24 protein-coding genes and 1 pseudogene are annotated in these 26,751 nt (G+C 68.0%); 14 read left to right on the top strand and 11 right to left on the bottom strand.

What is annotated here, in order from left to right:
• Nucleotides 1–49 precede the first annotated feature (49 nt).
• Genes purS through ACFYRU_RS08470 form a run of 5 tightly spaced genes read left to right on the top strand, consistent with a single transcriptional unit; the run spans nt 50 to nt 5,823 of the window.
• Nucleotides 50–301, top strand: coding sequence for a phosphoribosylformylglycinamidine synthase subunit PurS (purS, locus tag ACFYRU_RS08490; protein ID WP_141855837.1), 252 nt, complete (start codon nt 50–52; stop codon nt 299–301).
• Entirely contained in the window at nt 298–966 is a 669-nt protein-coding gene (purQ, locus tag ACFYRU_RS08485) for a phosphoribosylformylglycinamidine synthase subunit PurQ (RefSeq protein ID WP_387654679.1), read from the top strand. The genes purS and purQ overlap by 4 nt, the downstream gene beginning before the upstream one ends.
• Nucleotides 966–3,020, top strand: a complete 2,055-nt coding sequence (locus ACFYRU_RS08480; RefSeq protein WP_387654676.1) for a hypothetical protein — start codon at nt 966–968, stop codon at nt 3,018–3,020. The genes purQ and ACFYRU_RS08480 overlap by 1 nt, the downstream gene beginning before the upstream one ends.
• Nucleotide 3,021: 1 nt before the next feature.
• Nucleotides 3,022–5,283 (top strand): phosphoribosylformylglycinamidine synthase subunit PurL, encoded by a 2,262-nt coding sequence (purL, locus tag ACFYRU_RS08475; protein ID WP_387654673.1) that lies wholly within the window; start codon nt 3,022–3,024, stop codon nt 5,281–5,283.
• Between the two features lie 45 nt (nt 5,284–5,328).
• Nucleotides 5,329–5,823: a DUF1707 domain-containing protein gene (locus ACFYRU_RS08470; RefSeq protein WP_387654671.1), complete on the top strand. Its 495-nt coding sequence runs from the start codon at nt 5,329–5,331 to the stop codon at nt 5,821–5,823.
• Here the strand turns inward: ACFYRU_RS08470 and ACFYRU_RS08465 are convergent.
• On the bottom strand, nt 5,812–6,795 hold the full coding sequence (locus tag ACFYRU_RS08465) for a LacI family DNA-binding transcriptional regulator (RefSeq protein ID WP_387654668.1): 984 nt from the start codon (nt 6,793–6,795) through the stop codon (nt 5,812–5,814). The two genes, ACFYRU_RS08470 and ACFYRU_RS08465, sit on opposite strands and share 12 nt — an antisense overlap.
• Nucleotides 6,796–6,894: 99 nt before the next feature.
• On the opposite strand from ACFYRU_RS08465, the gene ACFYRU_RS08460 reads away from it, so the two are divergent.
• From ACFYRU_RS08460 to ACFYRU_RS08445, 4 genes are all read left to right on the top strand, one after another.
• Nucleotides 6,895–9,213 (top strand): beta-L-arabinofuranosidase domain-containing protein, encoded by a 2,319-nt coding sequence (locus ACFYRU_RS08460; RefSeq protein ID WP_387654667.1) that lies wholly within the window; start codon nt 6,895–6,897, stop codon nt 9,211–9,213.
• Between the two features lie 152 nt (nt 9,214–9,365).
• Entirely contained in the window at nt 9,366–10,061 is a 696-nt protein-coding gene (locus ACFYRU_RS08455; RefSeq protein ID WP_387654664.1) for a DUF1707 domain-containing protein, read from the top strand.
• A gap of 9 nt (nt 10,062–10,070) precedes the next feature.
• Nucleotides 10,071–10,613, top strand: a complete 543-nt coding sequence (locus tag ACFYRU_RS08450; RefSeq protein ID WP_387654661.1) for a GNAT family N-acetyltransferase — start codon at nt 10,071–10,073, stop codon at nt 10,611–10,613.
• Entirely contained in the window at nt 10,610–11,266 is a 657-nt protein-coding gene (locus tag ACFYRU_RS08445; RefSeq protein WP_387654658.1) for a hypothetical protein, read from the top strand. The genes ACFYRU_RS08450 and ACFYRU_RS08445 overlap by 4 nt, the downstream gene beginning before the upstream one ends.
• Here ACFYRU_RS08445 and ptsP read toward each other — a convergent pair.
• The 6 genes and pseudogenes from ptsP to ACFYRU_RS08415 form a co-directional block, all read right to left on the bottom strand.
• Nucleotides 11,245–13,098, bottom strand: a complete 1,854-nt coding sequence (ptsP, locus tag ACFYRU_RS08440; protein ID WP_387658061.1) for a phosphoenolpyruvate--protein phosphotransferase — start codon at nt 13,096–13,098, stop codon at nt 11,245–11,247. The genes ACFYRU_RS08445 and ptsP overlap by 22 nt on opposite strands.
• Before the next feature lie 51 nt (nt 13,099–13,149).
• Nucleotides 13,150–13,560: pseudogene (gene dhaM / locus ACFYRU_RS08435) on the bottom strand (dihydroxyacetone kinase phosphoryl donor subunit DhaM); the annotation flags it as partial.
• Nucleotides 13,557–14,177 carry a dihydroxyacetone kinase subunit DhaL gene (gene dhaL / locus ACFYRU_RS08430; protein WP_387654655.1) on the bottom strand — a complete coding sequence of 207 codons (621 nt, stop codon included), beginning with the start codon at nt 14,175–14,177 and terminating at the stop codon, nt 13,557–13,559. The gene dhaL and the pseudogene dhaM, both read right to left, overlap by 4 nt.
• Nucleotides 14,174–15,178 (bottom strand): dihydroxyacetone kinase subunit DhaK, encoded by a 1,005-nt coding sequence (gene dhaK / locus ACFYRU_RS08425; RefSeq protein ID WP_387654652.1) that lies wholly within the window; start codon nt 15,176–15,178, stop codon nt 14,174–14,176. Before dhaK ends, dhaL begins: the two co-directional genes overlap by 4 nt.
• A 45-nt stretch (nt 15,179–15,223) precedes the next feature.
• On the bottom strand, nt 15,224–16,453 hold the full coding sequence (locus ACFYRU_RS08420) for an MFS transporter (RefSeq protein WP_387654649.1): 1,230 nt from the start codon (nt 16,451–16,453) through the stop codon (nt 15,224–15,226).
• A gap of 27 nt (nt 16,454–16,480) precedes the next feature.
• Complete coding sequence (locus ACFYRU_RS08415) at nt 16,481–17,041, bottom strand: RNA polymerase sigma factor (protein WP_141855817.1); 561 nt, start codon at nt 17,039–17,041, stop codon at nt 16,481–16,483.
• A gap of 72 nt (nt 17,042–17,113) precedes the next feature.
• Here ACFYRU_RS08415 and ACFYRU_RS08410 point away from each other — a divergent pair, with 72 nt between their 5' ends.
• Nucleotides 17,114–18,658 (top strand): serine/threonine-protein kinase, encoded by a 1,545-nt coding sequence (locus ACFYRU_RS08410; protein WP_387654646.1) that lies wholly within the window; start codon nt 17,114–17,116, stop codon nt 18,656–18,658.
• A gap of 75 nt (nt 18,659–18,733) precedes the next feature.
• Here the strand turns inward: ACFYRU_RS08410 and ACFYRU_RS08405 are convergent, their stop codons facing one another.
• Nucleotides 18,734–19,927 (bottom strand): MFS transporter, encoded by a 1,194-nt coding sequence (locus ACFYRU_RS08405; RefSeq protein WP_387654643.1) that lies wholly within the window; start codon nt 19,925–19,927, stop codon nt 18,734–18,736.
• 35 nt (nt 19,928–19,962) lie between these two features.
• On the opposite strand from ACFYRU_RS08405, the gene ACFYRU_RS08400 reads away from it, so the two are divergent.
• Nucleotides 19,963–20,727, top strand: a complete 765-nt coding sequence (locus ACFYRU_RS08400; RefSeq protein ID WP_387654640.1) for an ArsR/SmtB family transcription factor — start codon at nt 19,963–19,965, stop codon at nt 20,725–20,727.
• On the opposite strand, the gene ACFYRU_RS08395 is transcribed toward ACFYRU_RS08400, so the two are convergent.
• Entirely contained in the window at nt 20,724–21,428 is a 705-nt protein-coding gene (locus ACFYRU_RS08395) for a hypothetical protein (protein WP_387654637.1), read from the bottom strand. The two genes, ACFYRU_RS08400 and ACFYRU_RS08395, sit on opposite strands and share 4 nt — an antisense overlap.
• Before the next feature lie 185 nt (nt 21,429–21,613).
• On the bottom strand, nt 21,614–22,336 hold the full coding sequence (locus ACFYRU_RS08390) for a hypothetical protein (RefSeq protein WP_387654635.1): 723 nt from the start codon (nt 22,334–22,336) through the stop codon (nt 21,614–21,616).
• A 274-nt stretch (nt 22,337–22,610) separates the two neighbouring features.
• On the opposite strand from ACFYRU_RS08390, the gene ACFYRU_RS08385 reads away from it, so the two are divergent.
• The 3 genes from ACFYRU_RS08385 to ACFYRU_RS08375 are packed head-to-tail and all read left to right on the top strand — an operon-like array spanning nt 22,611 to nt 25,647.
• The gene (locus ACFYRU_RS08385) at nt 22,611–23,906 is read left to right on the top strand and encodes an ABC transporter substrate-binding protein (protein WP_387654632.1); all 1,296 of its coding nucleotides are present in this window, start codon (nt 22,611–22,613) and stop codon (nt 23,904–23,906) included.
• Complete coding sequence (locus ACFYRU_RS08380) at nt 23,903–24,829, top strand: carbohydrate ABC transporter permease (RefSeq protein WP_387654630.1); 927 nt, start codon at nt 23,903–23,905, stop codon at nt 24,827–24,829. Before ACFYRU_RS08385 ends, ACFYRU_RS08380 begins: the two co-directional genes overlap by 4 nt.
• Nucleotides 24,826–25,647, top strand: coding sequence for a carbohydrate ABC transporter permease (locus ACFYRU_RS08375; RefSeq protein ID WP_387654628.1), 822 nt, complete (start codon nt 24,826–24,828; stop codon nt 25,645–25,647). Before ACFYRU_RS08380 ends, ACFYRU_RS08375 begins: the two co-directional genes overlap by 4 nt.
• A 45-nt stretch (nt 25,648–25,692) precedes the next feature.
• Here the strand turns inward: ACFYRU_RS08375 and ACFYRU_RS08370 are convergent, their stop codons facing one another.
• Entirely contained in the window at nt 25,693–26,742 is a 1,050-nt protein-coding gene (locus tag ACFYRU_RS08370) for a hypothetical protein (RefSeq protein WP_387654625.1), read from the bottom strand.
• Between the last annotated feature and the right edge of the window lie 9 nt (nt 26,743–26,751).

The raw sequence follows: 26,751 nt of genomic DNA, 5'->3' as shown, positions 1-26,751 counted from the left end.
TGGTCGGTAGGATTCAGGCGTCACCCCGGAACGAAACCTGGAGTAGTCAGTGGCTCGCGTTGTCGTCGACGTCATGCTCAAGCCCGAGATCCTCGACCCGCAGGGCAAGGCGGTGCACGGCGCTTTCGGCCGGCTCGGCTTCGACGGCGTGGCCGACGTTCGGCAGGGAAAGCGCTTCGAGATCACCCTGGACGGTGAGGCGACCGAGGAGCGCGTCGCCGAGATCCGGAAGGCCGCGGACACCCTGCTGGCCAATCCGGTGATCGAGGACTATGCGCTGCACGTGGAGAACGACCAGTGAAGATCGGGGTCGTCACCTTCCCGGGTTCGCTGGACGACGCCGACGCCCGGCGGGCCGCCGCGGTCGCGGGTGCCGAGGCGGTCGCGCTCTGGCACGGCGACGCGGACCTGCACGGCGTGGACGCGGTCGTTCTGCCTGGCGGTTTCTCGTACGGCGACTACCTGCGCGCTGGTGCGATCTCCCGGTTCGCGCCGGTGATGGAGACGATCATCGCCAAGGCCGGCCAGGGGATGCCGGTGCTCGGCATCTGCAACGGCTTCCAGGTGCTCTGCGAGTCGCACTTGCTGCCCGGCGCGCTGATCAAGAACCACCACCGCAAGTTCGTCTGCAAGGACCAGCCGCTGCGGATCGAGAACAACCGCACCGCGTGGACCAGCGACTACGACGCGAACCACGAGATCACCATCGTGCTGAAGAACCAGGACGGTTCGTTCGTCGCCGACGAGGCGACACTGGACCGGCTGGAGGGTGAGGGCCGGGTGGTGGCCCGCTACCTCGGCAACCCGAACGGTTCGTACCGCGACATCGCCGGCATCACCAACGAGCGCGGCAACGTGGTCGGCCTGATGCCGCACCCGGAGCACGCCGTCGAGACACTGACCGGCCCGAGTACGGACGGCCTGGGCTTCTTCACCTCGGTGCTGAAGGCCGTCGTCGCCTCCTGATGAGGTCCACCGGAGTGCGGCGGCTGCTGACCCGCACTCTCTTGATCGTCGCGGCCGCACTGCTGCTGACCACCGGTACGGCGGCCGCGCAGCCGGCCAAGCTGATGGCGAAGGTCGTGGTGATCGGCGTCTCCGGCCTGACCTGGGGTGACGTGAAGGGGTCGCCGGATCTGACCGCGCTGGTGAACCAGTCGAACGTCGGCTCGATGTCGGTGAAGACGGCCGGCCCGCACACCTGCCCGATCGACGCCTGGCTGACGATCAGCGCCGGTACGCGGGCCTGGGGGAACGTCCCGGACCAGCCGTGCGGTGAGCTGCCGACAGTGACCGGCGGCAAGCTGACCGGCTGGCAGACGTACGTCGACCGTCAGGCCGAGCACCACACCGGCGCTCCGATCGGCCGGCTCGGCGTGAGTCGCGAGAACGTCTGCGGGTTCGGTCCCGGCGCGGCGATCGCGGTCGCGAAGCCGGACGGCACCGTGGCGAACTGGTCTGCCGACGTCGACCTGCAGCGGCTCGCGAGTGCCTCCTGCGGCGACGCGATCATTGACGCCGGAGTCCTCCCACTGCGAGAGGGTCGGCCGCAGGCCCTCAGCCGAATCGCCGAGCTGGTCGGCCAGGCCAGGGCAGCCGGCGGCTGGGTGGTGCTCTCCGGCATCAGCCAGGAGACGTACGACGCACACAAGCAGACCCTGGTCGCCATGCAGTTGCCGCCGGACGACGGTGCACGCTGGCTGACCAGTGATTCGACCCGTCGGCCCGGTCTGGTCCAGCTGACCGACCTGACCGCTACGGTCCTGCGTGGTCAGGCCAAGTCGGTCGACCCGGCCGGCGCTGAGACCGCGGGTCCGTTGGACGGTACGGAGCTTCGTTCCACCGGCAAGGTGCACACCGACGCCGCTGCGGTGATCGAGGACCGCCTCGACGCCAACCAGCGGTACGAGCAGCCGCGACCGGTCCTGTTCTCGGTAGCGCTCACGATCGTCGGCGCCGAAGTACTCGCACTGCTGTGGTTCCTGATCCGCCGCTCGCCCGCGTCCCGTCGTGCAGCGGTCTTCACGTTGCTGACGCAGGGCGGGTTCTACATCGCGGTCTTCCTTGCACAGGCGACCGTCTGGTGGCGCTGGCCGTCGCCTGCGTTCTCCCTGTACGCCGTGACGATCGGTATCAGTGCGCTGTCCGCAGCGATCGCGGTACTGGTCTTGAAGAGGTGGGCGTTCCTCGGGCTCGCATTGGGGGCGTACTTGCTCCTATTGGTCGACGGCGTCCTCGGTACGCCCATGCAGCTCGGCAGCATGTACGCGGACGGGCCTGTGATCGGTGGACGGTTCTACGGCTTCGGTAACTCCACCTTCGCGGCCCTTGCGGTCGGTGCGCTCGTCACAGCCGGCTGGGCCTCACAGAAGCTGCTCGACAAGAGCAGGGTGCAGGCTGCGATCGCCGTACTGGTCATCGGTGGTGCTGCGGTCGTCGTAGACGGCAAACCGGGCTGGGGGACCGATTTCGGCGGCATCATCGCTCTCGTCCCGGCCGTACTCCTCATGGCTTGGATGACGTGGCGGGGTAGCCTCTCGCTCCGCACCCTGATCGCAGTGGGGGCGGCTGGTCTGGTTGCTGTCACCGTGGTCGCTTTCCTCGACTACCTGCGTCCCGCAGAACAGCGCAGCCACTTCGGCACGTTCTTCGCGCGGCTGCTGGACGGGCAGGTCAGCGACGTGTTCATCCGCAAACTGCAGTTCGCCGTCCAGTTCTTCACCAGTCCGGTCGGCTGGCTGATGCTGATCGCGGTCCTCGCCTGCATGTTCGCCACGGTCTACCCGGACCGGGTGCCCTCGCAGGCCTACCGTGACTTCTACCGCAGCTTCCCGATGATCCGTCCGGCGCTGATCGCGATGTCAGTCTGCGGTCTGGTCGGCGGGCTGCTCAACGACGCCGGCGTCGCGCTGCCCGCGATCATGGCGGGCTTCGCCGTACCGATCCTGGTGGCGCACCTGATGGCCTCCCACCAGCCAGCTACCGTTTCACCTGAGTCCCACCTAGTGCAGGAGTCCTGAAGTGTCTACCGACACCGTTAGCAACGCCACCAGCACCCCTGAGACCGAGCAGCCTTGGGCAGAGCTCGGCCTGAAGCCGGACGAGTACCAGCGGATCCGCGACATTCTCGGCCGCCGCCCGACCAGCTGCGAGCTGGCGATGTACTCGGTGATGTGGAGCGAGCACTGCTCGTACAAGTCGTCCAAGGTGCACCTGCGCAAGTTCGGCGAGATCCCGCAGGAGACGCCGGCCGGGAAGATGCTGGCCGGGATCGGCGAGAACGCCGGCGTGATCGACATCGGCGAGGGGTACGCGGTCACCTTCAAGGTCGAGTCGCACAACCACCCGTCGTACGTCGAGCCGTACCAGGGTGCGGCCACCGGGGTCGGCGGCATCGTCCGGGACATCCTGGCGATGGGCGCCCGCCCGGTCGCGGTGATGGACCCGCTGCGGTTCGGCCCGCTGGACGCGCCGGACACCAAGCGCGTACTGCCTGGGATCGTCTCCGGCGTCGGCGGGTACGGCAACAGCCTCGGCCTGCCGAACATCGGCGGCGAGGTCGTCTTCGACCCGACGTACGTCGGCAACCCGCTGGTGAACGCGCTCTGCGTCGGCGTCATGCGACACGAGGACCTGCACCTCGCGAACGCGACCGGCCTCGGCAACCAGATCATCCTGTACGGCGCGAAGACCGGCGGGGACGGCATCGGTGGCGTGTCCGTGCTGGCGTCGGAGACGTTCGCGGACGGCGGCCCGACCAAGCGGCCGGCTGTCCAGGTGGGCGACCCGTTCATGGAGAAGCTGCTGATCGAGTGCACGCTCGAGCTGTTCCAGGCGAATGTTGTCGAGGGCATCCAGGACCTCGGTGGCGCGGGGTTGTCCTGCGCGACGTCCGAGCTGGCCAGCGCGGGCGACGGCGGCATGCACGTCTCGCTCGACAAGGTGCCGCTGCGGGACGCGTCGCTCGCGCCGGAAGAGATCCTGATGAGCGAGTCGCAGGAACGGATGATGGCGGTCGTCACGCCTGCGAACGTCGAGGCGTTCCTGAAGATCTGCGCGAAGTGGGACGTGCAGGCCGACGTGATCGGTGAGGTCACCGACACCGGCCGGCTGGAGATCGACTGGCACGGCGAGCGGGTGGTCGACGTACCGCCGCGGACCGTCGCGCACGAGGGACCCGTGTACGACCGTCCGTACGCGCGTCCGGAGTGGCAGGACGAGCTGCAGGCGGACGGCGCCGAGAAGTTGCCGCGGGCAACCAGCGGTGCGGAGCTGCGGGACACGCTGCTGCGGTTGGTGGCGTCGCCGAACCTGTGCGACAAGTCCTGGGTGACGGACCAGTACGACCGGTATGTGCTGGGCAACTCGGTGCTCGCGCAGCCCGAGGACAGCGGGATGATCCGGGTCGACGAGACCAGTGGCCTCGGCGTCGCGGTGTCGACCGACTGCAACGGCCGGTTCGCCAAGCTCGACCCGTACACCGGCGCGAAGCTCGCGCTCGCGGAGTCCTTCCGGAACGTCGCGACCACGGGTGCCCGGCCGGTCGCGGTCACCGACTGCCTGAACTTCGGTTCCCCCGAGGACCCTGGCGTGATGTGGCAGTTCGTCGAGGCGATCCGTGGCCTGGTCGACGCCTGCAAGGAACTCGGTATGCCGGTCACCGGCGGGAACGTCTCGTTCTACAACCAGACCGGCGAGACCCCGATCCTGCCGACGCCGGTGGTCGGCGTGCTCGGCGTGATCGACGACGTCACCCGCCGGACGCCGATCGGCTTCACCGCCGAGATGGAGGGCCACCAGCTGTACCTGCTCGGTGAGACCGAGGAGGAGCTGTCCGGGTCCGAGTGGGCGCACGTCGTCCACGGTCACCTCGGCGGGCGGCCGCCGGCGGTGGACCTGGATGCCGAGAAGCAGCTGGCCGACATCCTGATCAACGCGTCCCGGGACGGGCTGATCGACGCGGCACACGACGTCAGCGACGGCGGCGTCGCGCAGACACTGGTCGAGTCCGCGCTGCGCGGCGGCGTCGGCGCGCGGGTCTGGGCGCCGGACGGGCTGGACCCGTTCCTGTTCCTGTTCGCGGAGTCGACCGGCCGGGCAGTTGTCGCCGTACCGCGGACCGAGGAGGTGCGGTTCACCGACATGTGCACCGCGCGCCGCTTCCCGCACGCGAAGATCGGCGTCGTCACCGGCGACACCCTCGACGTCCAGGACCAGTTCGAGATCCCGCTCACCGAGCTGCGCGAGGCGTGGACCTCGACACTTCCGGCGGCGCTGAACTAACCACCCGGATGGCACACTCTGAGAGACGAGTGTGAGGTGAGGCGGATGGCTGAGCGGCGACCGGTGAAACCGGCCGACCTGATCGGGTTTGCGACCGCGGCCGGGCAGGAGGCGCGCGAGGTCGCGACCCGGCGGCGGATGGTCAACATCCGTCTCACCGACGAGGAACGGCACGTCTGTACCGACGAGCTGGCCGAGCAGTTCGCGATCGGCCGGCTGGACGAGGACGAACTGCACCACCGGGTGGACCTGCTGAACGACGCGGTGACGCACGGCGACCTGATCCCGATCTTCGCGGGCCTGCCGACACCGTCGCTGTACAAGCCCGCGCCGCGCAAGCAAGGCAAGTGGCGGTGGGCGGCGTTCGTCGGCGCGGTGTGGATGGCGTTGCCGTTCGCGCTGGCAGGACTGCTGTTCCTGGTCTTCGGGCGCGAGGTCGCCGCGGCGATCTTCGGGTTGCCTGCGCTCGCCTGGGTGTTCTTCGCCTACCGCTGGGCCTCCCGGCCGCAGCGCGAGGAGCGCCGGAAGTCAGGCTCCTAGCGTCGACTCCCGGGTGATCAGCTGCGCCGGGAGCTCGAGTACGCCGTGGTGCGGTCGGCCTGCCATCGCCTTCTGCAGCAGGGTGGCGGCGCGGCGGCCGAGGTCCTCGAGTCGCGGGTCGACCGTGGTGAGCGGGGGACGGCTCGCCAGCGCCATCACCGGCCAGTTGTCGTAGCCGGTGACGGCGATGTCGTCGGGGACGGTGCGGCCCAGCTCGCGGAGCCGGTCGCAGACGCCGCGGGCGATCTGGTCGCTGCCGCAGCTGATCGCGTCGGGGTCCTGGCGCAGCACGACGTCAGTCGCCTGGCGGCCCCACCGCTCGCTCCACTCGCCGTACAAGGGCTCGCCGCAGAAGGCGGCGCCGGCGGTCGCGGTCACGGCCTCGGCCCGTCCGACGGCCGAGCGGTGGTTGCTGGGACCGGTGATGTGCGCGATCCGGGTGCGGCCGATGCCGAGCAGGTGTGTGATCGCGGACGCGGCGCCGGCAGCGTCGTCGACGATCACCGACGCGTCCCGCGGATCGCTGGAGGCGGCCATCGCGTAGACGACCGGCAGCGGGACGTCGATCGGCGGGCGCGGCTCCGTACGGCGGCCGGTGACGACGATTCCGTCGACGCCGCGGGCAACCATCGAGCGGAGGTACGTCTGCTCGCGCAGCGGGTCGTCGCGGGTGTCGCAGAGTACGGTCGCCAGCTCGCCCGCGCTCAGCACGTCCTCGACGCCGCGCATGATCGGGATGCTGAAGCGGCCGGTGCTGTCGGTGGTCAGCAACGCGACCGTGTACGTGCGTCCCGAGGAGAGCGCGCGGCCGCGGGAATCAGGCGTGAACCCGAGTTTCGCGGCGGCCCGCAGGACCCGGTCGCGGGTTTCCTGGCTGAGCTGGCCGGTGTTGTTCAGCGCCTTGGACGCGGTGCCGGCGGAGACGCCCGCGAGCGCGGCGACATCCACCATCCGCACTGTAGGTGGCCGCATCTGGTGTCCTCTCGGTCTTGCGGGAGAGCTTAGCCGAGTCCTACGTTGTCAACGACGGAAAACGTGTGCCGTCTTTCCGTGTCTTTCGAAGGAGTGCCGTTGACTTTCCTGTCTGTCGCCGACCGTGGTGGACACTACGTCCCGCAACGCGCACCACTGCGACCTGTCCCGTTCCAGAAGCTTCCACCCGGCGCGATCGAGCCGCGTGGCTGGCTGGCGCAGCAGCTCGCTCTGCAGGTCAACGGCCTGTGCGGGCGGTACGACGAGATCTCGGACTTCCTGGTCTACGAGACGAACGGCTGGGTCGACCCGGCGCAGGGGGCCTGGGAGGAGTTGCCGTACTGGCTCCGGGGTTTCGGTGACCTCGGGTACGTCACGGGAGACACCGGCGTACTGACCAGGACGCAGCGGTGGATGGACGGCATCCTCGCGACGCAGGCAGCCGACGGGTGGTTCGGGCCGGAGCGGTTGCGGACCTCGTTGGAGGACGGGCCCGACTTCTGGCCGGGGATGCCGTTGCTGGCGGCGTTCCGATCCTGGTACGAGTACTCGGGCGATGAGCGGGTCATTCCGTTCATGACGAAGTACCTGCGGTTCCAGAACACGCAACCGGCGGAGGTGTTCAACCGGTCGTGGGGTGCGTTCCGCTGGGGCGACAACATCGACAGCGCGTACTGGCTCTACAACCGGACCGGTGACTCGTGGCTGCTCGACCTGGTGACCAAGATGCACAGCGGGTCGGCGGACTATGTGGACGGCATTCCTACGTGGCACAACGTCAACCTGGCGCAGGGCTTCCGAGAGCCGTTGCAGTACTGGCTGTTGTCGGGAGACTCCAAGCATCACGATGCGACGTACCGGAACTACGCGACGATCATGGGGATGTACGGGCAGTTCCCGGGTGGTGGGTTCGCCGGTGACGAGAACTCCCGGCCTGGGTACGGTGATCCGCGGCAGGGGTTCGAGACGTGCGGGATCGTCGAGCTGATGCACAGCTGCGAGCTGCTCACGCGGTTCACCGGTGACGTCGCTTGGACGGACAGGTGCGAGGAGCTCGCGTTCAACTCGTTGCCTGCTTCTTACGACCCGAAGCAGCAGGTGATGCACTACATCACCTGTGCGAACAGCGTGCAGCTGGACAATCAGCCGAAGCACGGGCAGTTCCAGAACGCGTTTCCGATGGGTTCTTATCTCTACGGCGTGCACCAGTACCGGTGTTGTCCGCACAACTACGGCATGGGCTGGCCGTACTACGCGCAGGAGCTGTGGCTCGCCACTACCGACAACGGACTGGCTGCGTCGATGTACGCGGCCAGCAAGGTCACCGCGACTGTGGGGACCGGTGAGACGGTTACCGTCGAGCAGGACACCGATTATCCGTTCTCGGACCGTCTTGAGTTCACCGTGCGGGCTGCGCGACCAGTGCATTTTCCCTTGTATTTAAGGCGTCCTGGCTGGGCGCACGGTGTGTCGGTGAAGGTCAACGGCGAACAGGTGCCGGTGGCGGGCGACTGGCTGAAGGTGGAGCGTACCTGGCACTCAGGTGATCGCGTGGAGCTGACTCTGCCGATGCGTACGACCACACGCGTCTGGAGCGCCAACCACGACTCGGTGTCCGTCGACCGTGGTCCGCTGACGTACTCGCTGAAGATCGACGAGCGCTATGAAAGCATCGGCGGTACGCCCGAACTGTCGGTGTACCCGGAATCGCCGTGGAACTACGGTCTGGTCGCGGGCGCGTCGTTCGAGCTCGTACAACGGGAGACTGGCGAGAACCCGTTCACGACGGACGGTGTGCCGCTGGCGCTCACCACACAGGCGCAGCGGATCCCGCAGTGGGAGACAGACGTCGAGGATGTCGTTGGACTGCTCCAGCAGAGCCCGGCGAAGTCAGCGGAGCCAGTGGAGACCGTGGCGCTCATCCCGATGGGCGCGGCCCGGCTGCGCGTCACGTCGTTCCCGCAGGTCTCCGCTTCGGGGGAGGAGTGGACCTACCGCACCAGGATCACCGCGTCGCACGTGAACTACGGGGACTCCCTCGAAGCGCCCGCCTCCGGTCGTACGCCGGAATCCTCCGCAGACACGTCAATCCCGCGCTTCACGTGGTGGGACCGGCGCGGCACGACCGAGTGGATCGAGTACGACCTGCGCTCGGTGCGCGAGGTCTCAGGCGTCGCGGCGTACTGGTTCGACGACACCGGCTCCGGCCAGTGCCGCGTACCCCAGTCGTGGCGCGTGCTCTGGCTGGACGGCGAGACTTGGCGACCGGTCAACAACCCCACCGCATACGACGTGGACACCGACAAGCTCAACACCACCACCTTCACCCCCGTACGAACGCAACACATCCGCGTAGAGGCCGTGCTACGCCCAACGTACTCAGGAGGCCTGCTGCAGCTTTCCGTGGAGGCTCGGTGACCGCCTGTTCCTGAGATACTGCTCAGGGGACGAGCCGAGGGGGGAACCTGTGGCGATCGACGCGATGCTCGAGCACGCTCCTGCAGCAACTGCAACACGCACCGCTGACGCGGGCCGAGCTGGTACGCCGTACCAGCGCGACCGATCACAGCGTGCAGTCCGCGCTTGACCAGCTGGTCGAGGAGACGTTCGTGAAGCGCCGGCCGCAGCAGGGCATGCCGGCGGAGTACGAGCTGACCGTGAACGGCGCCGGGCGGCTGAAGGTGGTCGGGGAGATCATCGAGTCTCCGTCCGCCGCGATCGGCAAGGCGATCGGCGGCGTGCTCAAGGGCATCGCCGTGGAGGCCATGCGCCCCAATCCTCCGTCGCAGTCGCAGTCGCAGTCGCAGCAGCCGCCGCGGCAACCGCCGAGGTTGCGCCGGCCGCCGGCGCGTCCGTCCATGGTCCGCGACAGGTTGCTGCTGAGTGACCCGGACCGTTCGCTGTGCTCGGACGCCTTGGCGGAACAGTTCAGCCTCGGCCGGATCGACAAGCCCGAGCTGGACCGCCGTACGAACCTCCTCTACGCCGCCAAGAACCGCGGGCAGCTGCGGGAGGTCTTCGAGGGCCTGCCGGCACCGGTGCTCGACAAGCCGATCAAGGTGCCGGGGGAGACCCCCAGGTGGCGCGTCTGGGTCTACAAGTGCGCGGTCGCAGTGTCCGTGCCGTTCCTGTTGCTGGGCGCCTCCATGCTGGCTTCCCACGCCAACGTGGCCACCGTTCTCTTCGGGGTCTTCTTTCTGGTCGGCGGTGGTGTCTGGGACTACTTCGCCTGGTCTTGGATGAGCAGGAGCCGCGACTCCAGCTAGCCTGTGGGCGTGGAGCCTGTGTTGCGGTTGGCTGTGGTGGGGGATGGGCCTGCGGTGGCTGCGTTGGCTCGGGCTGCGGTGGAGACGCAGTTCCCGGCGTACTACGACGCGGTGCAGACAGCCAGTGCGGCTGAGCACATCACCACGCTGGACACCGCTCTGATCGAGGACGGCACCTACTACGTGCTGGAGGCGGGTGGGGAGGTTGTCGCGTGCGGTGGGTGGAGCCGGCGGAACAAGCTGTTCAACGCGAGTACTGCGGGCGCTGACACCCGGCTGCTCGATCCGGCGACCGAGCCTGCCCGTATCCGCGCCATGTTCGTCCGGGCGGACTGGACCCGCCGCGGACTTGGCAGGGCGATCCTGAACGCGTGTACGGAGGCTGCGCGCGCGGAAGGGTTCACTCGGCTCGCACTGATGGCGACGCTGCCCGGCGTACCGCTCTACAAGGCATTCGGCTTCACAGAGGTGGAGGCCGCGCAGCTACCGATGCCGGACGGGACCCTGCTCCCCGGCGTCGCGATGGAACGACCGATCGAGGAGAACGCATGACTGCTGGGACTACTGTCACCGCTCCGGACGGCACGGAGGTCGTACTCGGGGAGATCGGCACCCGGGTGCTGCTGAAGAACTCGCGCGTCCGCGTCTGGGAGGTGGAGTTGCAGCCCGGTACGGCGCAGGCCTGGCATCTGCACCACAACCCGTACGTCGTCCTGTGTCTGTCGACGTCCCCCTGCCACATGGACTGGCTGGACGGCAGCCCTGCTCGTCACCTGAGCGAAACCGTCGGCGGCTCGGTCTACCGCCCGGTGTCCCCGGTCCACATGCTCACCAACGACGGCGACAACCTCTACCTCAACCGCCTCATCGAGGTCCTGGACCTGGGCGAGGAAGCCTCGGGCGACCCGTACTTCGCGGTGTCGGGCGTACCTGCCGAAGCGGGTTTCGAGCAGGCAGGCGAGATCCCCACCAAGCTGGTGGTCGACGAGGACGACGTACGCGTCCAGCACGTCACGCCTGAAGCCGGCGAGTCCTACACCTGGCACACCGGCGCCTACCCCGCTCTGGTGGTCGACCTGGACCTGGAGCACCGGGACGTCACCTACCTGGAGCCAGGCGAGTCCTACACCCTGCCCGCGAAGCCCGAGCGCACCTCAGGCTTCAACCTGGTAGAGCTGCGTTACTACAGCAAGCCGCGGACCTGAGCTGCGTCATTAGCCGCGAGCACTGCGGCGGTGTCGACCCGGCCTAGGTCGGCCTGGCGCAGTGCTGCCTTGACCAAGGGGATTTGCGGGCCTACGGCGCTCAGCTCGGTTACACCGAGGGCTGCCAGGAGTACTGCGGCCTGGGGGTCGCTGGCGAGGTCACCGCAGACGGCTACTCGTACTCCGGCGTGGTGGACCACGTGACTGATCAGTTGGAGTACCGCGGGGTCGAGGCCGTCCGCCAGCGGAGCCACTGCGGCGTTGGTGCGGTCCGCGGCGGTGGTGTACTGCGTGAGGTCGTTGGTGCCGATGCTGACGAAGTCGAGGTCCTTGGCGAGGCTCGCGACGCGTAGGGCGGCCGCTGGGACCTCGACCATGATGCCTACTTCGAGGTTGTCCCGTGGGCCGAGTTGGTCAAGCGCCCAGGCGACCTCCTCGGCGGTCGTGACCATCGGGAACATCACGTGGACAGTGGTTTCGGCCGCCGTCCGGCGGATCGCCTCGAGCTGATCGCGAAGCAGTTCCGGGCGGCGGCGGAAGACCCGGATGCCGCGCTCGCCGAGGAACGGGTTCGGCTCCTTGTCCTGCGGGAGGAACGGCAGCGGCTTGTCGCCGCCGACGTCCCAGGTCCGGATCGTGATCGGCTTGCCGTCGAGCGCCCGCGCGATCGCCCGGAACGCGTCCACCTGCTCGTCCACGGTCGGCGCCGTACGCCGTTCGCCGAACAGCACCTCGGTCCGTACCAGCCCCGATCCGTCCGCTCCGCGTGCCTCGACGGCGTCCTGCACGACCCCGACGTTCACCAGTACGTCGAGGTGTTTGCCGTCCCGGGTGACCGCAGGCTGCGAGGCTTCCGCGACCGCCCGCTCCCGCTCGCCCGCCCGCTCCGCGATCGTGGCGCGTACCCGCGCTTCGTCCGGCGCGATCTCGAACGAAGCGGTCCGGGCGTCGAAGGCCACCGTCACCCCGGCCGGCACCTCGACGTCCCCGATCCCAGCAATCAAAGGAATCCCCCGCGACCGAGCCACAATCACCCCGTGCCCCGTCGTGCCCGCCGCACGAACAGCGATCCCAGCAATCGCAGTCGCATCAACCGTCGCCGCAGTAGCCGCATCCAACTCAGGTACGACGAGGATGCCGTTGGCAGGTACCTCCTCGGTGACGCCGGCCAGCAACCGCAGTACGCGGTCCCGCACCGCGCGGACGTCCTGTGCGCGTTCTTGCTGGTACGGGTCGTCCAGGTGCTCGAAGGTGGTGGCCAGGGCGTCGTATACCTGCCTCCAGGCGAGAGCTGCTGAGGTGCCGTCGGTGACTGCTGTGCGGACCTCGTCCAACAGCTTGCGGTCGGCGAGGAGGGCCAGGTGGGCTTCGAAGATGGCGCCGTGTTCTCCGGTGGTGTCGCGCAGCTCGCGGAGGTCTGCGGCCGCGTGCTCCGTCGCGTCGTCCAGCCGAGCCTGTTCGTTGTCGGCGGCAACATAACCGGCGAGGTCGACCTCCGTGCCCGCCAGCACCGCCGGGCCGATCGCGACGTCGAGCCCCGAACCGCCGACCAGCGCCACGGCGGGTTTCTCCACAACCGCATCGCCGAAGTTGTCATCGGCCAGCGCCTCGACCGCCGCGAGGACCTCACCTGCCTGCGGACCGCTGGCTCCGACCAGCAATCGATGGCCCTGCTGGGCGTTGAGCGTCGCGACCATGCTCAAACTGCCCGCATCGACGGGACCCTTGCCCGTGTCCAGATCGGTCAACGTCACCACAGCGTCGAAACCGTTGACCAGGCCAACCAATCGCGCCGCCGGCCGAGCATGCAGCCCGTGCTCGTTCTCAACCACCACCTCGACACTGCGATCTCCCGCAACCACCGGGCCCGCAGTGGCAACGTCCGCATCACCCAGGTGGTCCTGCTTACCCACCAAGCCCCGCGCAGCCTCAGCCGCAACGGCATCCAACGAAGCGCCGGTCGACGCGGTAACGACAGCCGCGACCAACCCCTCGACGAGCGGCGCGCTCGTCAACCGCACCCGCGCCGCGACCTCGGGGTCCACGAACTCCAGCGCCAGCTCAGCGCTCAGGACCGCCGACCCGAGATCCAGCAGCACCAGCACCCCGTCCGCACTGTCCGCGACCCCGAGCGCCTCCGACACCGCCACTGCATCGGTGCCGAACGTCGTCGCGTCCAGCCCGGCGGCAACGGCGATCACCGGGCGCTTGTCCTCGGCAACCATCTCCGCGGCAAGTCCGACCGCCGCATCAGCCAGCGCCCGGCTGTGCGACACCACCACGATCCCGATCATGCGAGCGTTCGGGCCGCGGACTCCAAGATCAGCGTCGTACTGGTTGCGCCGGGATCCTGGTGACCGGCGCTCCGCTCACCCAGGTAGCTCGCCCGCCCCTTCCGGGCGACCAGCGGCGTGGTCGCGTCCCGTCCCTTGGCGGCCGCCTCCGCCGCGGCGGTCAGGGCCGTACCGAGGTCCGCCCCGTCCGCGACCGCCGCGTCGTACGCCGTCAGCGCCGGAGCCCACGCGTCGTACATCGTCTTGTCCTCGAGTTCGGCCTTGCCGCGGGCCAGGATGCCCTCGACACCGGCGTGCAGCCCTTTGCCGATCGTCTCCGGCGTCAGGTCGGCGCCGGCCAGCGCGGTCCCGAACCGCAGGAAGAACGTCCCGTACAGCGGCCCGCTCGCCCCGCCGACCTTGCTGACCAGCGTCATCCCGGCCTTCTTCAGCAGCTCGTCGGCGCTGTCGAACGACGTCTCGTCCAGCACCGCGACCACGGCCTGGAACCCACGGTCCATGTTCGCGCCGTGATCCGCGTCCCCGATCGAGGAGTCCAGCTCGGTCAGGTACGCCGCGTTCTCGTGCAGCGAAGCAGCGACGTCCCGTAACCAGTTGACGAAGTTCTCGACGCTCATGCACCCCACCGTAGGCCGGGGGTGTTCACCGGGGCGTCCCAGAGACGTACCAGTTCGTCGTCCACCTTCAGGAGCGTGACCGAGCAGCCGGCCATCTCCAACGAGGTGATGTAGTTGCCGACCAGCGAGCGGGCGACCGTGATGCCGGCGCGGTCGAGGAGCTGCGCGACCTCGTTGTACATCAGGTACAGCTCGATCAGCGGCGTACCACCCATGCCGTTGACGAACGCGATCACCGAATCGCCTTGCCGATAAGGGAGATCGGACACCACCGGGTCGACCAGCAGCTCGGCGATCTCGCGGGCCGGGGCCAGCGGCAACCGTTGCCGGCCGGGCTCGCCGTGGATGCCGATGCCGACCTCCATCTCGTTCTCGGCGAGCTCGAACGTCGGCTTGCCCGCGGCCGGGACCGTACACGACGTGAGCGCCATCCCCATGCTGCGGCCGTTGTCGTTGACGCGCTTGGCCAGGTCCGCGACCTCCTGCAGCGAGCGGCCCTCCTCGGCGGCGGCGCCGACGATCTTCTCCAGCAGTACGGTCACGCCGACGCCGCGGCGGCCGGCCGTGTACAGGCTGTCCTGGACGGCGACGTCGTCGTTCGTCACCACCGACAACACCTCGGTACCGGCGTCGGCCGCGGCCAGTTCGGCGGCCATCTCGAAGTTCATCACGTCGCCGGTGTAGTTCTTGACGATGTGCAGTACGCCGGCTCCGGCGTCGACGGCCTTCGTCGCGGCCATCATCTGGTCCGGCACCGGGGAGGTGAACACCTCGCCCGCGCAGGCCGCGTCCAGCATCCCGGCGCCGACGAACCCGCCGTGCATCGGCTCGTGCCCGGAGCCGCCGCCGGAGATCAGCCCGACCTTCCCGGGTCTCGGTGCGTCCTTGCGGTAGACGATCCGGTTCTCCAGGTCCACCCGGAGCCGGTCCGGATGCGCTGCTGCCATCCCCCGCAGCGCCTCACTCACAACATCACCAGGGTCGTTGATGAGCTTCTTCATGCCCACCATCTGAGCACAGGACCGCCCGGAACGGGAGACCCACTTTCACGCCGCTTCGACCTCGGAGAGCAACGGGATCGTCCGGATCGGCCTGCTCGCGGTGAGCAGTACCGCGCCGACGCCGAGCAGCGCGCCGAACACGAGGAGCGCGGTCCGGGCACCGAGCGTCGCCAGGAAGACACCGCCGAGGAACGGCGCCAGCGGGGCGGCGGTGTTGGACATGAACATGAACGCGCTCTGCGCCCGGCCCTGGAGGTGGTTCGGCGTGATCAGCATCTGGTAGCCGAACAGCCCGGAGTTCAGCGCGGGCAGCAGGAAGACGGCGACCGCGGGCAGCGCGATCAGTACGGCAGGGAGCGTACTCAGAGCCGTCGCCGCGAACGTCACGGTGACGACCCAAGCGCCGAGGATGGTGATCTTGCCCGTGCTGTAGCGAGCCAGCAGCCGAGGCGCCGCGAACGCGCCGGCCAGACCGCCGATGCCCATCCCGGTCTCCAGCAACCCGATCACGGACGGCCGTACACCGCGCTGCTGCATGCTGAGGATCAGTACGAGGATGGTCCCGTTCGCGGCGAAGTTGAGCAGGGTGGCCGCGACGGCGATGGTCCGCAGATCGCGCTGGCGGACCAGCCAGGCGAGGCCCGAGCGGATCGCCTTCAGGATCGGCTCGTGCGTGCCGCCGTCGGGCTCCGGGGCCGGCAGCGGGTGCCGGATCGTCGTCAGCATGACCGCCATCACCAGGTACGAAACCGCGTCGGCCGCGATCGGGATCGCCCGGCCGATCGAGAAGAGCAGACCGCCGAGCGGTGCGCCCGCGAGACCGGCCAGGTTCTGCCGGCCGTGGGACGCGGCGAGGGCCGTACTGATGTCCTCGGGGGCGACGATCTCCCGGAGCGCCCCGGTCTCGGCGGGCGTGAACAGGGCGTACCCGGCGCCGTTGAGCAGGCCGACCAGCAGCAGGTGCGGGAGCGTCAGGTGGCCGAGCCAGGCGGCGACGGCGACCGAGCCGAACAGGAAGGCCCCGAGGAACGTGTAGCCGACCAGGATCCGGCGCCTGCTCCAACGGTCGGCCAGTGCGCCGCCAGGCAGTGCGACGAGGATCGTGCCGAGTGAGGACGCCGTACCGACAAGGCCGGCCTGCACCGGCGAACCGGTGATGGCCAGGCCGAGGAGGGTGAAGACGAACGAGCTCATCGCGGAGCCCAGCGAGCTGACCGTTTGGCCGGTCAGCAACTTCAGGTAATCACCGTTGTGCAGCAACCCCCGGGCGGACATAACTCGGAGAGTATGCCCGCGTCAGGTTCAGTCCTTCGGGCGGAGCAGTGGGCGGACGACCTCGCGGGCGTCGTGGATGCGGGACTTGACCGTGCCGAGCGGGGCGCCGACCTCGGCGGCGATCTCCTCGTACGACAGCCCGTACACGTCCCGCAGGACCAGCGGGGTGACCATCTGCGGACGGTCCCGCTCGAGGGTCTCCAGCGCCTCCAGGAGGTCCAGGCGGGTGCCGGCGATCACGCTGGTGGTGCGCGGGTCGGGCTTCTCCATCTGCTCCGGGTTGTGCGCGGCCTGGGCGGAGCGCTTCAGCTTGCGGTACGTCGAGCGGGCGGAGTTGGCCGCAACGGAATGCACCCAGGTCGAGAAGCTGCTGCGACCGGAGTAGGTGTTGATCTTGGTCGCGATGTTCAGCAGGGCCTCCTGCGCCGCGTCCTCCGCGTCGGCGGAGTACGGCAGGACGCTCCGGCAGATCCGCAGGACGCGCGGATACACCTGCCGGAGCAGGTCGTCCATCGCGTTCTTGTCGCCCGCCTGCGCCGCCTCCGCGAGGGTGGCGAGGTCGTCGGTCGGGCTGGTGCTCTCGCTCATCTGCGCCTTTGCTCTCGATCGGCCCCTGGATCGGGACCGGTAAGGACACTCCAATACTCCATAATGCCTTGTATGGGGGTCCCAACCAGACTCGGTCGGTACGTCGTGCGCCGACGCCTGGGCTCAGGCGGTTTCGCGACGGTCTGGCTGGCTCATGACGAGCAGCTCGACGCCGACGTGGCGATCAAGGTGCTGGCCGACAACTGGGGCCACGACGAGTCGGTCCGGAAACGATTCCTGGAGGAGGGCCGGTTCCTGCGCCGGGTCGAGTCCGAGCACGTCGTCCAGGTCCACGACGTCGGCGAACTCGAGGACGGCCGCCCGTTCCTGGTGCTCACGTACGCCGACCGCGGCACGCTGGCGGACCGCCTGAAGCAGAAGCCGCTGGAGCTGGCCGACGCCGTCGACGTGGTCGTCCAGGTCGGCCGCGGCCTGCAGGCCCTGCACCGGCGCGGGCTGCTGCACCGCGACGTGAAGCCCGCGAACGTCCTGTTCCGCAGCACCGACGACGGCGAGCGGGCGGTGCTGTCCGACCTCGGCCTGGGCAAGTCGCTCGACGAGGTGTCGCGGATCACCATGCCCGGCGGCACCCCGTCGTACGTCGCTCCGGAGCAGGCACTGGGTGAACGCCTCGACCAGCGCGCCGACCAGTACTCACTGGGCGCCGTCGCGTACGCCGCCATCACCGGGCGCTCGCCGCACCAGGTCGACGGTCTCGGCGCGGCCAGCCGGGTCCAGGTGGCGCCGCCGCCGAGTTCGCTCGGGTTCGAGCTGCCCGAGCAGGTGGACGCGGCGATCGTCCGCGCGCTCGACCCGGACCGGGAGAAGCGCTGGCCGGACGTGCAGTCGTTCACCAAGCAGCTGGTCGGTGCGCTCGACGAGAACACCCGCGACTTCCCGCTCCGCGAGACGATCGAGGTCGTTTCCGACGACTCGGACCCGGAGCCCGACGGCGAGAAGACCGCGCTGAGCGACGAGAACCAGCCGACGATCGTGAAGGCGGAGGAAGAGCCGCCGTCGGAAACCGTCGACGTCCTCCCGGCTCCTGCCGAGCCTGAGCCGGTTGCGGAGCCTGCTCCTGCGACCACGGCGAAGAAGAAGCGGCGGACCGGCCGCTGGGTGGTTGCTGCGCTGCTGGCGCTGGTCGTCGGTGGAGGCGTCGGGTACGGCGGCCACTGGTACCTGGCCGGCCACAAGCTGGTCCCGGTCGCCCAGAACGGGTTCCAGCTCGAGCTGCCCGAGGCCTGGGCGCACTCCCGGGCCACGTCGAACTGGACCGTGCCGGGCACGAAGGCCAGCGCTCCAGCCTTCCGGGTGAGCGAGGACGCGGACTGGTCGGGCAAGACACCAGGGGTGTTCATCGGTGTCTCCAGCACCAAGCTGGCGCTGCCGGACAGCAACCAGTGCGCAAACCCCGGCGGACCACGTCCGCATGCGGTTGGTGAACAGACGGTCACGGACCGGGTTTCCAGTGGCTGCTTCGGTGCGGATATCGTGCTGCTCCAACGAGTCGTCGATCACGGGGACGGCGGCTCGCTTCTGGTGCAGGTGGTCGTCCCGGGTTCCGACCCGGTCCGTGCCACCGAGATCGCTGACACGGTGCAATACACCCCCTAGGAAGTCCCCAATGCGTCTCCCGTCCGAACGGCTGCGGCCTTCGCCGGCGCTGATCCAGTCCGTACGCCGCAGGTTCTACCGCCTCCGCTCCACCATCTTCCGCACCATCTGGCCGGTCGACTGAGGTCCCCGCACGGTCAGCCAGGTGATGCCGAGGGCAACGGCCCACAGACCACCTCCCAACCAGGCCAGTGCGTGCAGCCCGCTGACGAAGCTGTGCGAGTGGCCGACCACAGCGCCGTACACACCGATGCCCAAGGCCCCCACCGCCTGACGGCTGGTGTTGTTGACGCCGCTGGCGAAGCCTGCGCGTTCTCTTGGCAGTGCAGCGATCGCTGCGTGCACCACGGCGGCTGTGAGGAAGCCCATGCCGATTCCCAAGCCCAGCTGAACTGGTACGACGGCTGCGTAGCCGCTGTGGTCGTTGACGTGTAGGAGGAACAGCGAGCCGGCGACGCCGAGCGTGAGCCCGATCGACATCGGGAGGCGGGGACCGTAGCGGGCGGTGATCCGGCCGGAGACAGGTCCTAGTACGGCTAACGGGAGGAAGAGCGGGATGAGCTCCAAGCCGGCCCGGAACGCCTTCTGGGAAAGGTGTTCCTGCAAGTAGAGCGTCAGTACGAGGACAGTGCCGAGGCCGACGAAGTTCATCAGTCCTGCAATCACGTTGGCGCCGACGAAATCCCGGCCGATCCGCAGTCTTGTGTGAGAACGTTCTTGATTGACCTGCTGTCGCGGGACGAGCCGCCAGGCGAGGGGGAGTCCTACGGCGATGATCGGCAGATTGATGAGGAACACGGCCCGCCAGCCGAGGCCTGCTACGAGAGCGCCGCCGAGCAGTGGACCAGACGGCAACGCCAGCGCGCCGGCACCTGACCAGATACCCACAGCGCGTGCTCTTGCGGCGCTGTCGACGTACAGGTCGGTGATGACGGCCAGGGTGCCTGGCAGAAGTAGCGCGGCGCCGATGCCTTGTACTGCTCGCGCAGCAACGAGTAGCTCGATCGTGGGTGCCGTACCGCATGCGAGAGAGGCACCGCCGAACACCGCGAGCCCTGTGATCAGTACGCGTCTGTGGCCGACGCGGTCGCCCAAGGCGCCTGAGGGGAGTAGGAGTACGGCCAGAGCGATCATGTACGCCGCTACTACCCATTGCTGTCCCGCCAGGGTGGTCGTGAGGTCGCCCCGGATCGTCGGTAGTGCGACGTTGACGACAGTGACGTCCAGCTGGATCAGGAAGATGCCGACGCAGAGCAGTGCAAGGAGCATGTCCTCCAAGTTCCCATCGCAACACTTCGGCCTCCATGGAAGTGTGCTGGTGCAAGCATGGAGGTATGGACGGAGACGCGGACGTAGCACGCGTAGCAGCACTCATGGCTGAGCCGGCCCGGGCGAAGGTCCTGATGGCACTGGCCGACGGCAGATCCCTGCCTGCTTCGCTGCTGGCCTCAGAAGCGGGCGTGTCACCGCAGACCGTCAGCGCACATCTCCACAAGCTGCTGGACGGCGGACTGGTCACCGTTGAGCGCTCAGGACGCCACAGGTACTACGGACTCGCAGGACCCGAGGTGGCCGCGGCCGTAGAAGCCCTGGCCCGCTTGGCGAAGCCCGAGCCGATAAAGTCCCTCCGCCAAAGCACCCGCGCCGCAGCCCTCCGAGAAGCCCGTACCTGCTACGACCACCTAGCTGGACGCCTAGGCGTAGCTCTACTGGAAGGCCTGGTACGCCAGGGTGCCCTGACCCGCACAGACGGTCGTGAGGGGACCGAACGCCGCCCCGAAGACCCCCTGGCCCAGCAGCTCCCAGACGGCCCGTACGCCCTAGGCCCCAACGCCACAAGCGTTTTCGCCACCCTAGGAGTAGACCTGGGAGCCCAGCCAACCCGCCGCCCGCTCCTACGCTTCTGCGTCGACTGGAGCGAACAACGCCACCACCTGGCAGGCCAACTAGGCGCAGCAATCACCAAATCCCTACTAACCCGCCAATGGCTCCACCGCCGCCCAACGCACCGAGCCGTCTACCTCTCGGACAGGGGCCGCGAAGAGCTGTCGGCGTACCTCGGGAGTTAGATGGAAGAGTCGTCGCGAACTGCGGACTCAGCAGCGTGCTGCAGGATGTCCTCCAGCGCGGTGCGGTCCTGCGGCAAGCCCGTCACGGAGATCTCGAATGTGCACAGGCCGTCGCCGTTCGCCACCCAGCGCGTGATCACGTACCGGATCGCGTTGTCCGGCACGTACGTGTAGACCAGCGTCGCTTCCTTGGTGTCCGGGTCGACGTCCTGGGACTTGATCGACAGCAGCTGCGCGGGTGGCACCGAGGAGAGGTTCTTGAGCTTCTCGGCCATCGACTCCGCGGGCGGCCTCCGGATCGTGAACCCTGCCTCGATCCGGATCCAGCGCTTCCCGGTAGGGTCGGTGTACCGGCCGATCTTCGGCGGATCCGGCTGCGTGAAGCTCCAGGTGCTCGGCACCCGCACATGGACGGTCGAGCGCAGAACGGCCGTGACCTCGAACTCACGGGTCTTGTACTCGACCTCGTCGGCGTTCAGCGCCTTCGAGTTGTCCGGCACGATCTTCTTCGGTTGTGGCGGACTGCTAGGAGTCGTCGACGGGGTCGATGAGGCGCCCGTCGGCAAGGGGACCGCTGTACCCGCCAGACTGGGTTCGGCGGTCAGGAACAGGCCCGCGCCGTATCCACCGGCACCGCCCACGCCGGCCAGGGTCAGCAGGCCTGCGCCCAGGATCGCGCGCCTGGTGACAGTCCTCGCCATTCCCCACCTCTCCAGGTCTACCTAACAGAAGACACCTCAGCCGTCCCTCAGGTTGCAGCCGCGGTGTAACAATTCCGTGAAAACCGAGGCTCGCCCGCCACTCCGACACGGCTGCGAGCGCCGCTCGATCACATGGTGGTGTCTCCAGGTCTGTGGGCGGCGCGTCAGCCTACCGCTGGAGCGGGCTAGCCGGTCTCGGTCACCGAGCTGGAGGCGTTCTTGAGGATCTCAGTGAGGGCGGGGGCGTCGGCGGGGATGCCGCTGACGCTCATGGAGATGTTGGCGAGTTGGCCGTTGGTCGCGATGAAGCGGACGAACACGTAGCGCAGAACGTCGCTGGGGACGTAGGTGTAGGTCAGCGTGGCGGCCGACCGGGGCACGCCGTCGTCGCCGGTGATCGTCTCGGGCGTCTGGGCGACGATCTGGACGTTGTTCTGCGGTGGCTGGCTCGTCTTCAGGTTGACGACGAGCTGTGCCATCGCCTCGGCCGGGGTCTTCTGCTGGGCCGGATCGACGGACTGGACCCGCACCGCGCGTTGCTTCAGCTTGTCGAGGAACTTGACCTCGCCGGGGTACCTGTCGTCCCGGGTCAGCTTCCAGCCGTCCGGGATCTGGAGGGAGAGCTGGACGGCCTGGTCGGGTTCGGGGTGGACGGTGAAGGTGCGGTTCGTGTAGTTCATGCCGGGCTGGAGGGGGTCGAGGTTGCTCGGGACCGGGGTTTTGACCGGGAGCGGGGGCTCCGTGGGGGTCTGGGACGGTGTGGGGGACGGGGAGACCTCGCCCAGCGGGTCGGCGGCGCCGGAGGTGCTCGGATCCGGGCCGTCCAGGTAGTCGCCCGCGTAGTAGCCGCCGCCGACGCCGAGGGCCAAGGCCAGCAAGAGCAGGCCGACCAGGAGAACTCGTCTCACACCCGCACCGGTCCACAGGTCGTCGACGGCCCCGGCGCGACGGACGTCGTACGGGCCGGAAGCGGGGAGGCGGTCACGGACACGTGGCCCATCCTCTCAGGCGACCCAGTCACCGGGCCAAAACCCTCGCGGACGGCTTTTCAGACCGTGATCGACTGAATCCTTTCAACAGGGTCTTGACACCCTCTCGGGCCGACCGTAGCGTCCCGCGTGACAAAAGTAACACGATCTTGCGGTTACTTCACATTCTCGGCCGGTATCTCTGGAGGATCCCATGGCACTCGATCGGTCCCTAAGCCGAAGGCGGCTGCTGCAGTTGGCCGGCGGTGCGACCCTCAGCGCCGCCGCGGCCGGCACCCTCGCGGCCTGCGGCGGTGGTAGCGGCAGCGGCTCGTCGTCGGCCGGAGGCACCTTGAAGGTGATCGGCGTCGGCGACCAGGAGGCCGGCCTGCGCAAGGTGCTGGACTCGTACAAGAGTTCGCACTCCGGTTTCGACTTCAACCTGTCGTTCGCCCCGGCCGACCAGGTGCAGACCGCGCTCCGTACCCAGCTCGGCGGCGGCAACGCGCCCGACGTGCACGTGGTTTACCCGGGCAACGGCAGCGCGATGTCGATGGTCCAGCTCAGCAAGGCCGGACTGCTCACCGACCTGAGCGGCCAGTCGTGGACGCAGCAGGTTCCGGCTGGGTTCAAGGGCGCGTTCCAGAACGACGGCAAGACGTACATCTTCTCGCCCGGCTCCAGCATGCTCGGCGCGATCTACAACAAGAAGGCGTTCGCGACCGCCGGCGTGCAGCCGCCGACCACCTGGTCCGAGCTGCTCGAGGTCTGCGACAAGCTGAAGAAGAAGGGCATCACGCCGATCGCCCTCGGCGCGCAGACGCCGTGGATCACCCAGCTGATCCCGTACGCGCTGGTCCCGGGCACGGTCTACTCGAAGACGCCGGACTTCGACGACAAGATGGCCGCGGGCCAGGCGTCGTTCGCGGACTCCGGCTGGGTCGACGCGATGAACAAGTACCTCGAGCTGCAGAAGAAGGGTTTCTTCAACGACAACCCGAACGGTACGACGTACGAGCAGGCGACCTCGATGGTGGCGACCGGCAAGGCGGGCATGGCCGTGCAGGTGTCCGCCGTACTGTCTGCGTTCCGGGCCGCGGCGACCGCCCCGGACGACCTGTCGATGTTCCCGTTCCCGGCCACGGATGTTGCCGCCGACAACTGGATCCCGGCGGGTGTCGTCGTCGGCATCGCGGTCAGCGCGAAGTCGAAGAAGGCCGACCAGGCCAAGTCGTTCCTCGACTACTGCGGCCAGCAGGAGAACCTGAACACCTGGGCCGAGGCAGTCTCCTGCGTTCCCCTTTACGGCGACGCGAAGGTCGACCCCGCCCTGACCTCCTTCCTCCCACTCCTGAAGGCGAACAAAGCCGTCCCGTTCATGGACCAACGCTGGCCGAACGCCGAAGTACAACCCACCCACTTCGCTGTCGTCCAGCAACTCCTCGGTGGCAAAACCACTGTCCAGGACGCCCTCAAGAAGATGGACGACGCATACAAGAAGGGCGCATGACGGTTTCAGCGGTGGATGTGCGGGTAGCGGCCAGGCGAACCCGGCGGCGCGGAGGGATCGTGCCGCCGTGGTGGTTTGCGGTGCCGGCGGTGGTGGTTTACGCGTTGGTGGTGCTGTATCCGAGTATCGCGGGTGCGGGATCGGCGTTCACCGACTGGTCGGGGGTGGGGAACGCCAAGTCGTTCGTTGGGGTGGCCAACTTCAAGGCGTTGTTCCAGGACGATCAGGCGTTGGGGGCCTTGCGCAACACCTTGTTGCTGACGGTTGCGATTGTCGTTGTTCAGAACGGGATCGGCTTGCTGCTCGCGCTCGGCGTGCATACGCGGATCAAGAGCCGGATGTTGTTGCGGCTGGTGTTCTTCGCGCCGGTCGTGGTCAGTCCCGTCATGGTCGCGTTCCTGTGGAAGTTCGTGTACAACCCGGCGCCGGACGCGGGGTTGAACGCCGCGCTCGGTGCGCTCGGGCTCGGGTCGTTGCGGCAGGACTGGTTGGGGAATCCGTCGATCGCGTTGTGGTCCGTCGCGTTCACGGTGATCTGGCAGTGCGCCGGGTACTCGATGGTGATCTTCCTGGCCGGCCTCGAAGGCGTACCGGCCGAGTTGCACGAGTCCGCGATGGTTGACGGCGCGGGTACGGTCGCCCGGTTCCGGCACATCACCTGGCCGCTGCTCGCGCCGGCCGTCACGATCAACGTGATGCTGTCGACGGTCGGCGGGCTGACGCTGTTCACCCAGATCATCGCGATGACGAACGGCGGGCCCGGGTACGCGACGGACACGTTGTCGACCGTGCTGTACAAGCAGGCCTTCGTGTACGGGAAGTTCGGCTACAGTACGGCGGTCGCGCTCGTGCTGGCGATCTTCGTCGCGGCGGTGTCGTTCATCCAGATCGGGTACCTGAGGTCGAGGGAGACGACGGCATGAAATACCGTCCGCGCACGTTCCTGCTCGAGGTCGTGATGATCGCGGTCGCGATCGGCTTCCTGTTCCCGGTGTACGTACTGGTGACGCTGGCGTTCAAGGATCCGCAGCAGATCGCGAACAAGCCGTTGGCGCTGCCGTCGCCGCCGAGCGTCGGCAGTTTCGGTGAGGCCTGGCGTGAGGCGGGGCTCGGATCGGCCTTGCTGAACGGTACGTTGATCACCGTCGTGAGCGTGCTGCTGCTGATCGCGCTCGGCGCGCTGGCGGCGTACTTCCTTGCCCGTACGGTGACCCGCCTGAGCTACAGCCTCTACATCCTGTTCCTGGTCGGCATCATCCTGCCGTTCCAGCTCGGGATGATCCCGCTGTACCAGCTCGTCGACCACCTCGGCCTGCTCGGGACGTACCAAGGCATGATCCTCTTCTACACGGGGATCCAGTTACCGTTCACGGTCTTCCTCTACACCGGCTTCATCCGCTCACTGCCGGCCGACTACACGAACGCGGCGTTGATCGACGGCGCCTCGCACCTGCAGGCGTTCGCGCACATCATCTTCCCGCTGCTCCGGCCGATCACCGGTACGGTGCTGATCCTCAACGCCGTACAGATCTGGAACGACTTCTTCACCCCGCTGCTGTACCTGGGCGGCTCCGGCCACGAAACCGTACCCGTCCGAGTATTTGCCTTCGTCAACCAATACACGTCGAACTACGGACTCGTGGCCGCCGGCCTGATCCTCGCCGCACTGCCGATCCTCCTGCTGTTCCTCGTCCTCCAGCGCTACGTGATCCGCGGCTTCGCCTCGGGTCTGAAGGGCTGACACGCGTGAGCCCCACGCCGGAGTAGAACGTGGGGCTCGCGGGAGTCAGTTGGCGCAGCGCAGCTGCATCCGGATCAGGATGTTGGCGGAGCTGCTGGCCGTGTTGTCCTGGAGGTATGTGATGTGATTGAGGAAGGACGAGCCGGTGAGGTCGATGCTCGAGCTGACCTCGGTGGTGTCCGATGGCAGAGTCTTGATTTCGCCTGTCGAGTTGGATGTGAGCAGCCCGACCCGCGGCGGGACCAACCCCGTCGCCGCGAAGTTCCGGGTGAACTGTCGTGCCTCCCTGCACCCCGTGATCTTCGGACCGACCTCAGCCCACGTCCCGGATGAACCAGCCACATAGGAGTGCACCGAGTTCTGGCCAGGCTGGTCCTCCAGGATGCCGATGCTCTGCAGCCGGGCCTCGACACTGTACGCAGCGTGGTCGATGCCGCCAGCGAATGCATTGCGCCAGACGTAGTGCGCGAACGACTTGGCGGGCGAAATACCCGGACCGTACGTGGACACGCTTCCGATCATGAGCCGGTACGCCGCAACCGAACCCGGTCGGTTGACCTTGATCGCTACCTTGCCGGCGCTGGTCTTGCCGGAAGCGATGGTCGCCCACACCCGGTAGCTAGGCAGATACTGCTGCAGGGCAACGATTGCGCCGTTTGCGGGCGCGGGCGTGGCGTGACCCGTCACCGTCAACTCGCCGAGGTCTGCGTTGGTGGTGGCGATCGAGTCGATCGTCTGTGCCCGATTGGTGACGGGATACCGGACCGGGCTGTAGGCGCGCGCGTACGTCGAGTTGCCCGGGAAGTAGATCCGGTAGTCGTAGGCCGCAACCTGCTTGACCGAGAACGCGAACGATCCGGCTGATGACGTGCGCGTGCTGGCGAGATTCCCGTAATGGTTCTTCGCATGTACCGACCGCTGCAGAACAACGCTGGCGCTGCGAACACCAGTCGTGGTGTGGTACCGCGTCACGCGTCCCGTCAGCTTGATCGTCGACCCGTATGCGGCTGATGCCGGTGCTGCCAAGCTCACCGACACCCGCGCGCTGCCGGCCCCCTGCGCCGCTGGAATCATGACCAGCGACACCAGCCCCACGATCGCCAC

The organism is Kribbella sp. NPDC004536 (assembly GCF_042873835.1).
Classification (GTDB): Bacteria; Actinomycetota; Actinomycetes; order Propionibacteriales; family Kribbellaceae; genus Kribbella.
This window is presented reverse-complemented; position numbering and strand designations above follow the sequence as displayed.

Coding starts and splice junctions, on each gene's coding strand:
- ACFYRU_RS08480 (WP_387654676.1), top strand. CDS start 966: ATGAGGTCCACCGGAGTGCGGCGGCTGCTGACCCGCACTCTCTTGATC.
- ACFYRU_RS08470 (WP_387654671.1), top strand. CDS start 5,329: ATGGCTGAGCGGCGACCGGTGAAACCGGCCGACCTGATCGGGTTTGCG.
- ACFYRU_RS08465 (WP_387654668.1), bottom strand. CDS start 6,795: ATGCGGCCACCTACAGTGCGGATGGTGGATGTCGCCGCGCTCGCGGGC.
- ACFYRU_RS08445 (WP_387654658.1), top strand. CDS start 10,610: ATGACTGCTGGGACTACTGTCACCGCTCCGGACGGCACGGAGGTCGTA.
- dhaL (WP_387654655.1), bottom strand. CDS start 14,177: ATGAGCGTCGAGAACTTCGTCAACTGGTTACGGGACGTCGCTGCTTCG.
- dhaK (WP_387654652.1), bottom strand. CDS start 15,178: ATGAAGAAGCTCATCAACGACCCTGGTGATGTTGTGAGTGAGGCGCTG.
- ACFYRU_RS08420 (WP_387654649.1), bottom strand. CDS start 16,453: ATGTCCGCCCGGGGGTTGCTGCACAACGGTGATTACCTGAAGTTGCTG.
- ACFYRU_RS08415 (WP_141855817.1), bottom strand. CDS start 17,041: ATGAGCGAGAGCACCAGCCCGACCGACGACCTCGCCACCCTCGCGGAG.
- ACFYRU_RS08410 (WP_387654646.1), top strand. CDS start 17,114: ATGGGGGTCCCAACCAGACTCGGTCGGTACGTCGTGCGCCGACGCCTG.
- ACFYRU_RS08405 (WP_387654643.1), bottom strand. CDS start 19,927: ATGCTCCTTGCACTGCTCTGCGTCGGCATCTTCCTGATCCAGCTGGAC.
- ACFYRU_RS08400 (WP_387654640.1), top strand. CDS start 19,963: ATGGAAGTGTGCTGGTGCAAGCATGGAGGTATGGACGGAGACGCGGAC.
- ACFYRU_RS08395 (WP_387654637.1), bottom strand. CDS start 21,428: ATGGCGAGGACTGTCACCAGGCGCGCGATCCTGGGCGCAGGCCTGCTG.
- ACFYRU_RS08385 (WP_387654632.1), top strand. CDS start 22,611: ATGGCACTCGATCGGTCCCTAAGCCGAAGGCGGCTGCTGCAGTTGGCC.
- ACFYRU_RS08380 (WP_387654630.1), top strand. CDS start 23,903: ATGACGGTTTCAGCGGTGGATGTGCGGGTAGCGGCCAGGCGAACCCGG.
- ACFYRU_RS08375 (WP_387654628.1), top strand. CDS start 24,826: ATGAAATACCGTCCGCGCACGTTCCTGCTCGAGGTCGTGATGATCGCG.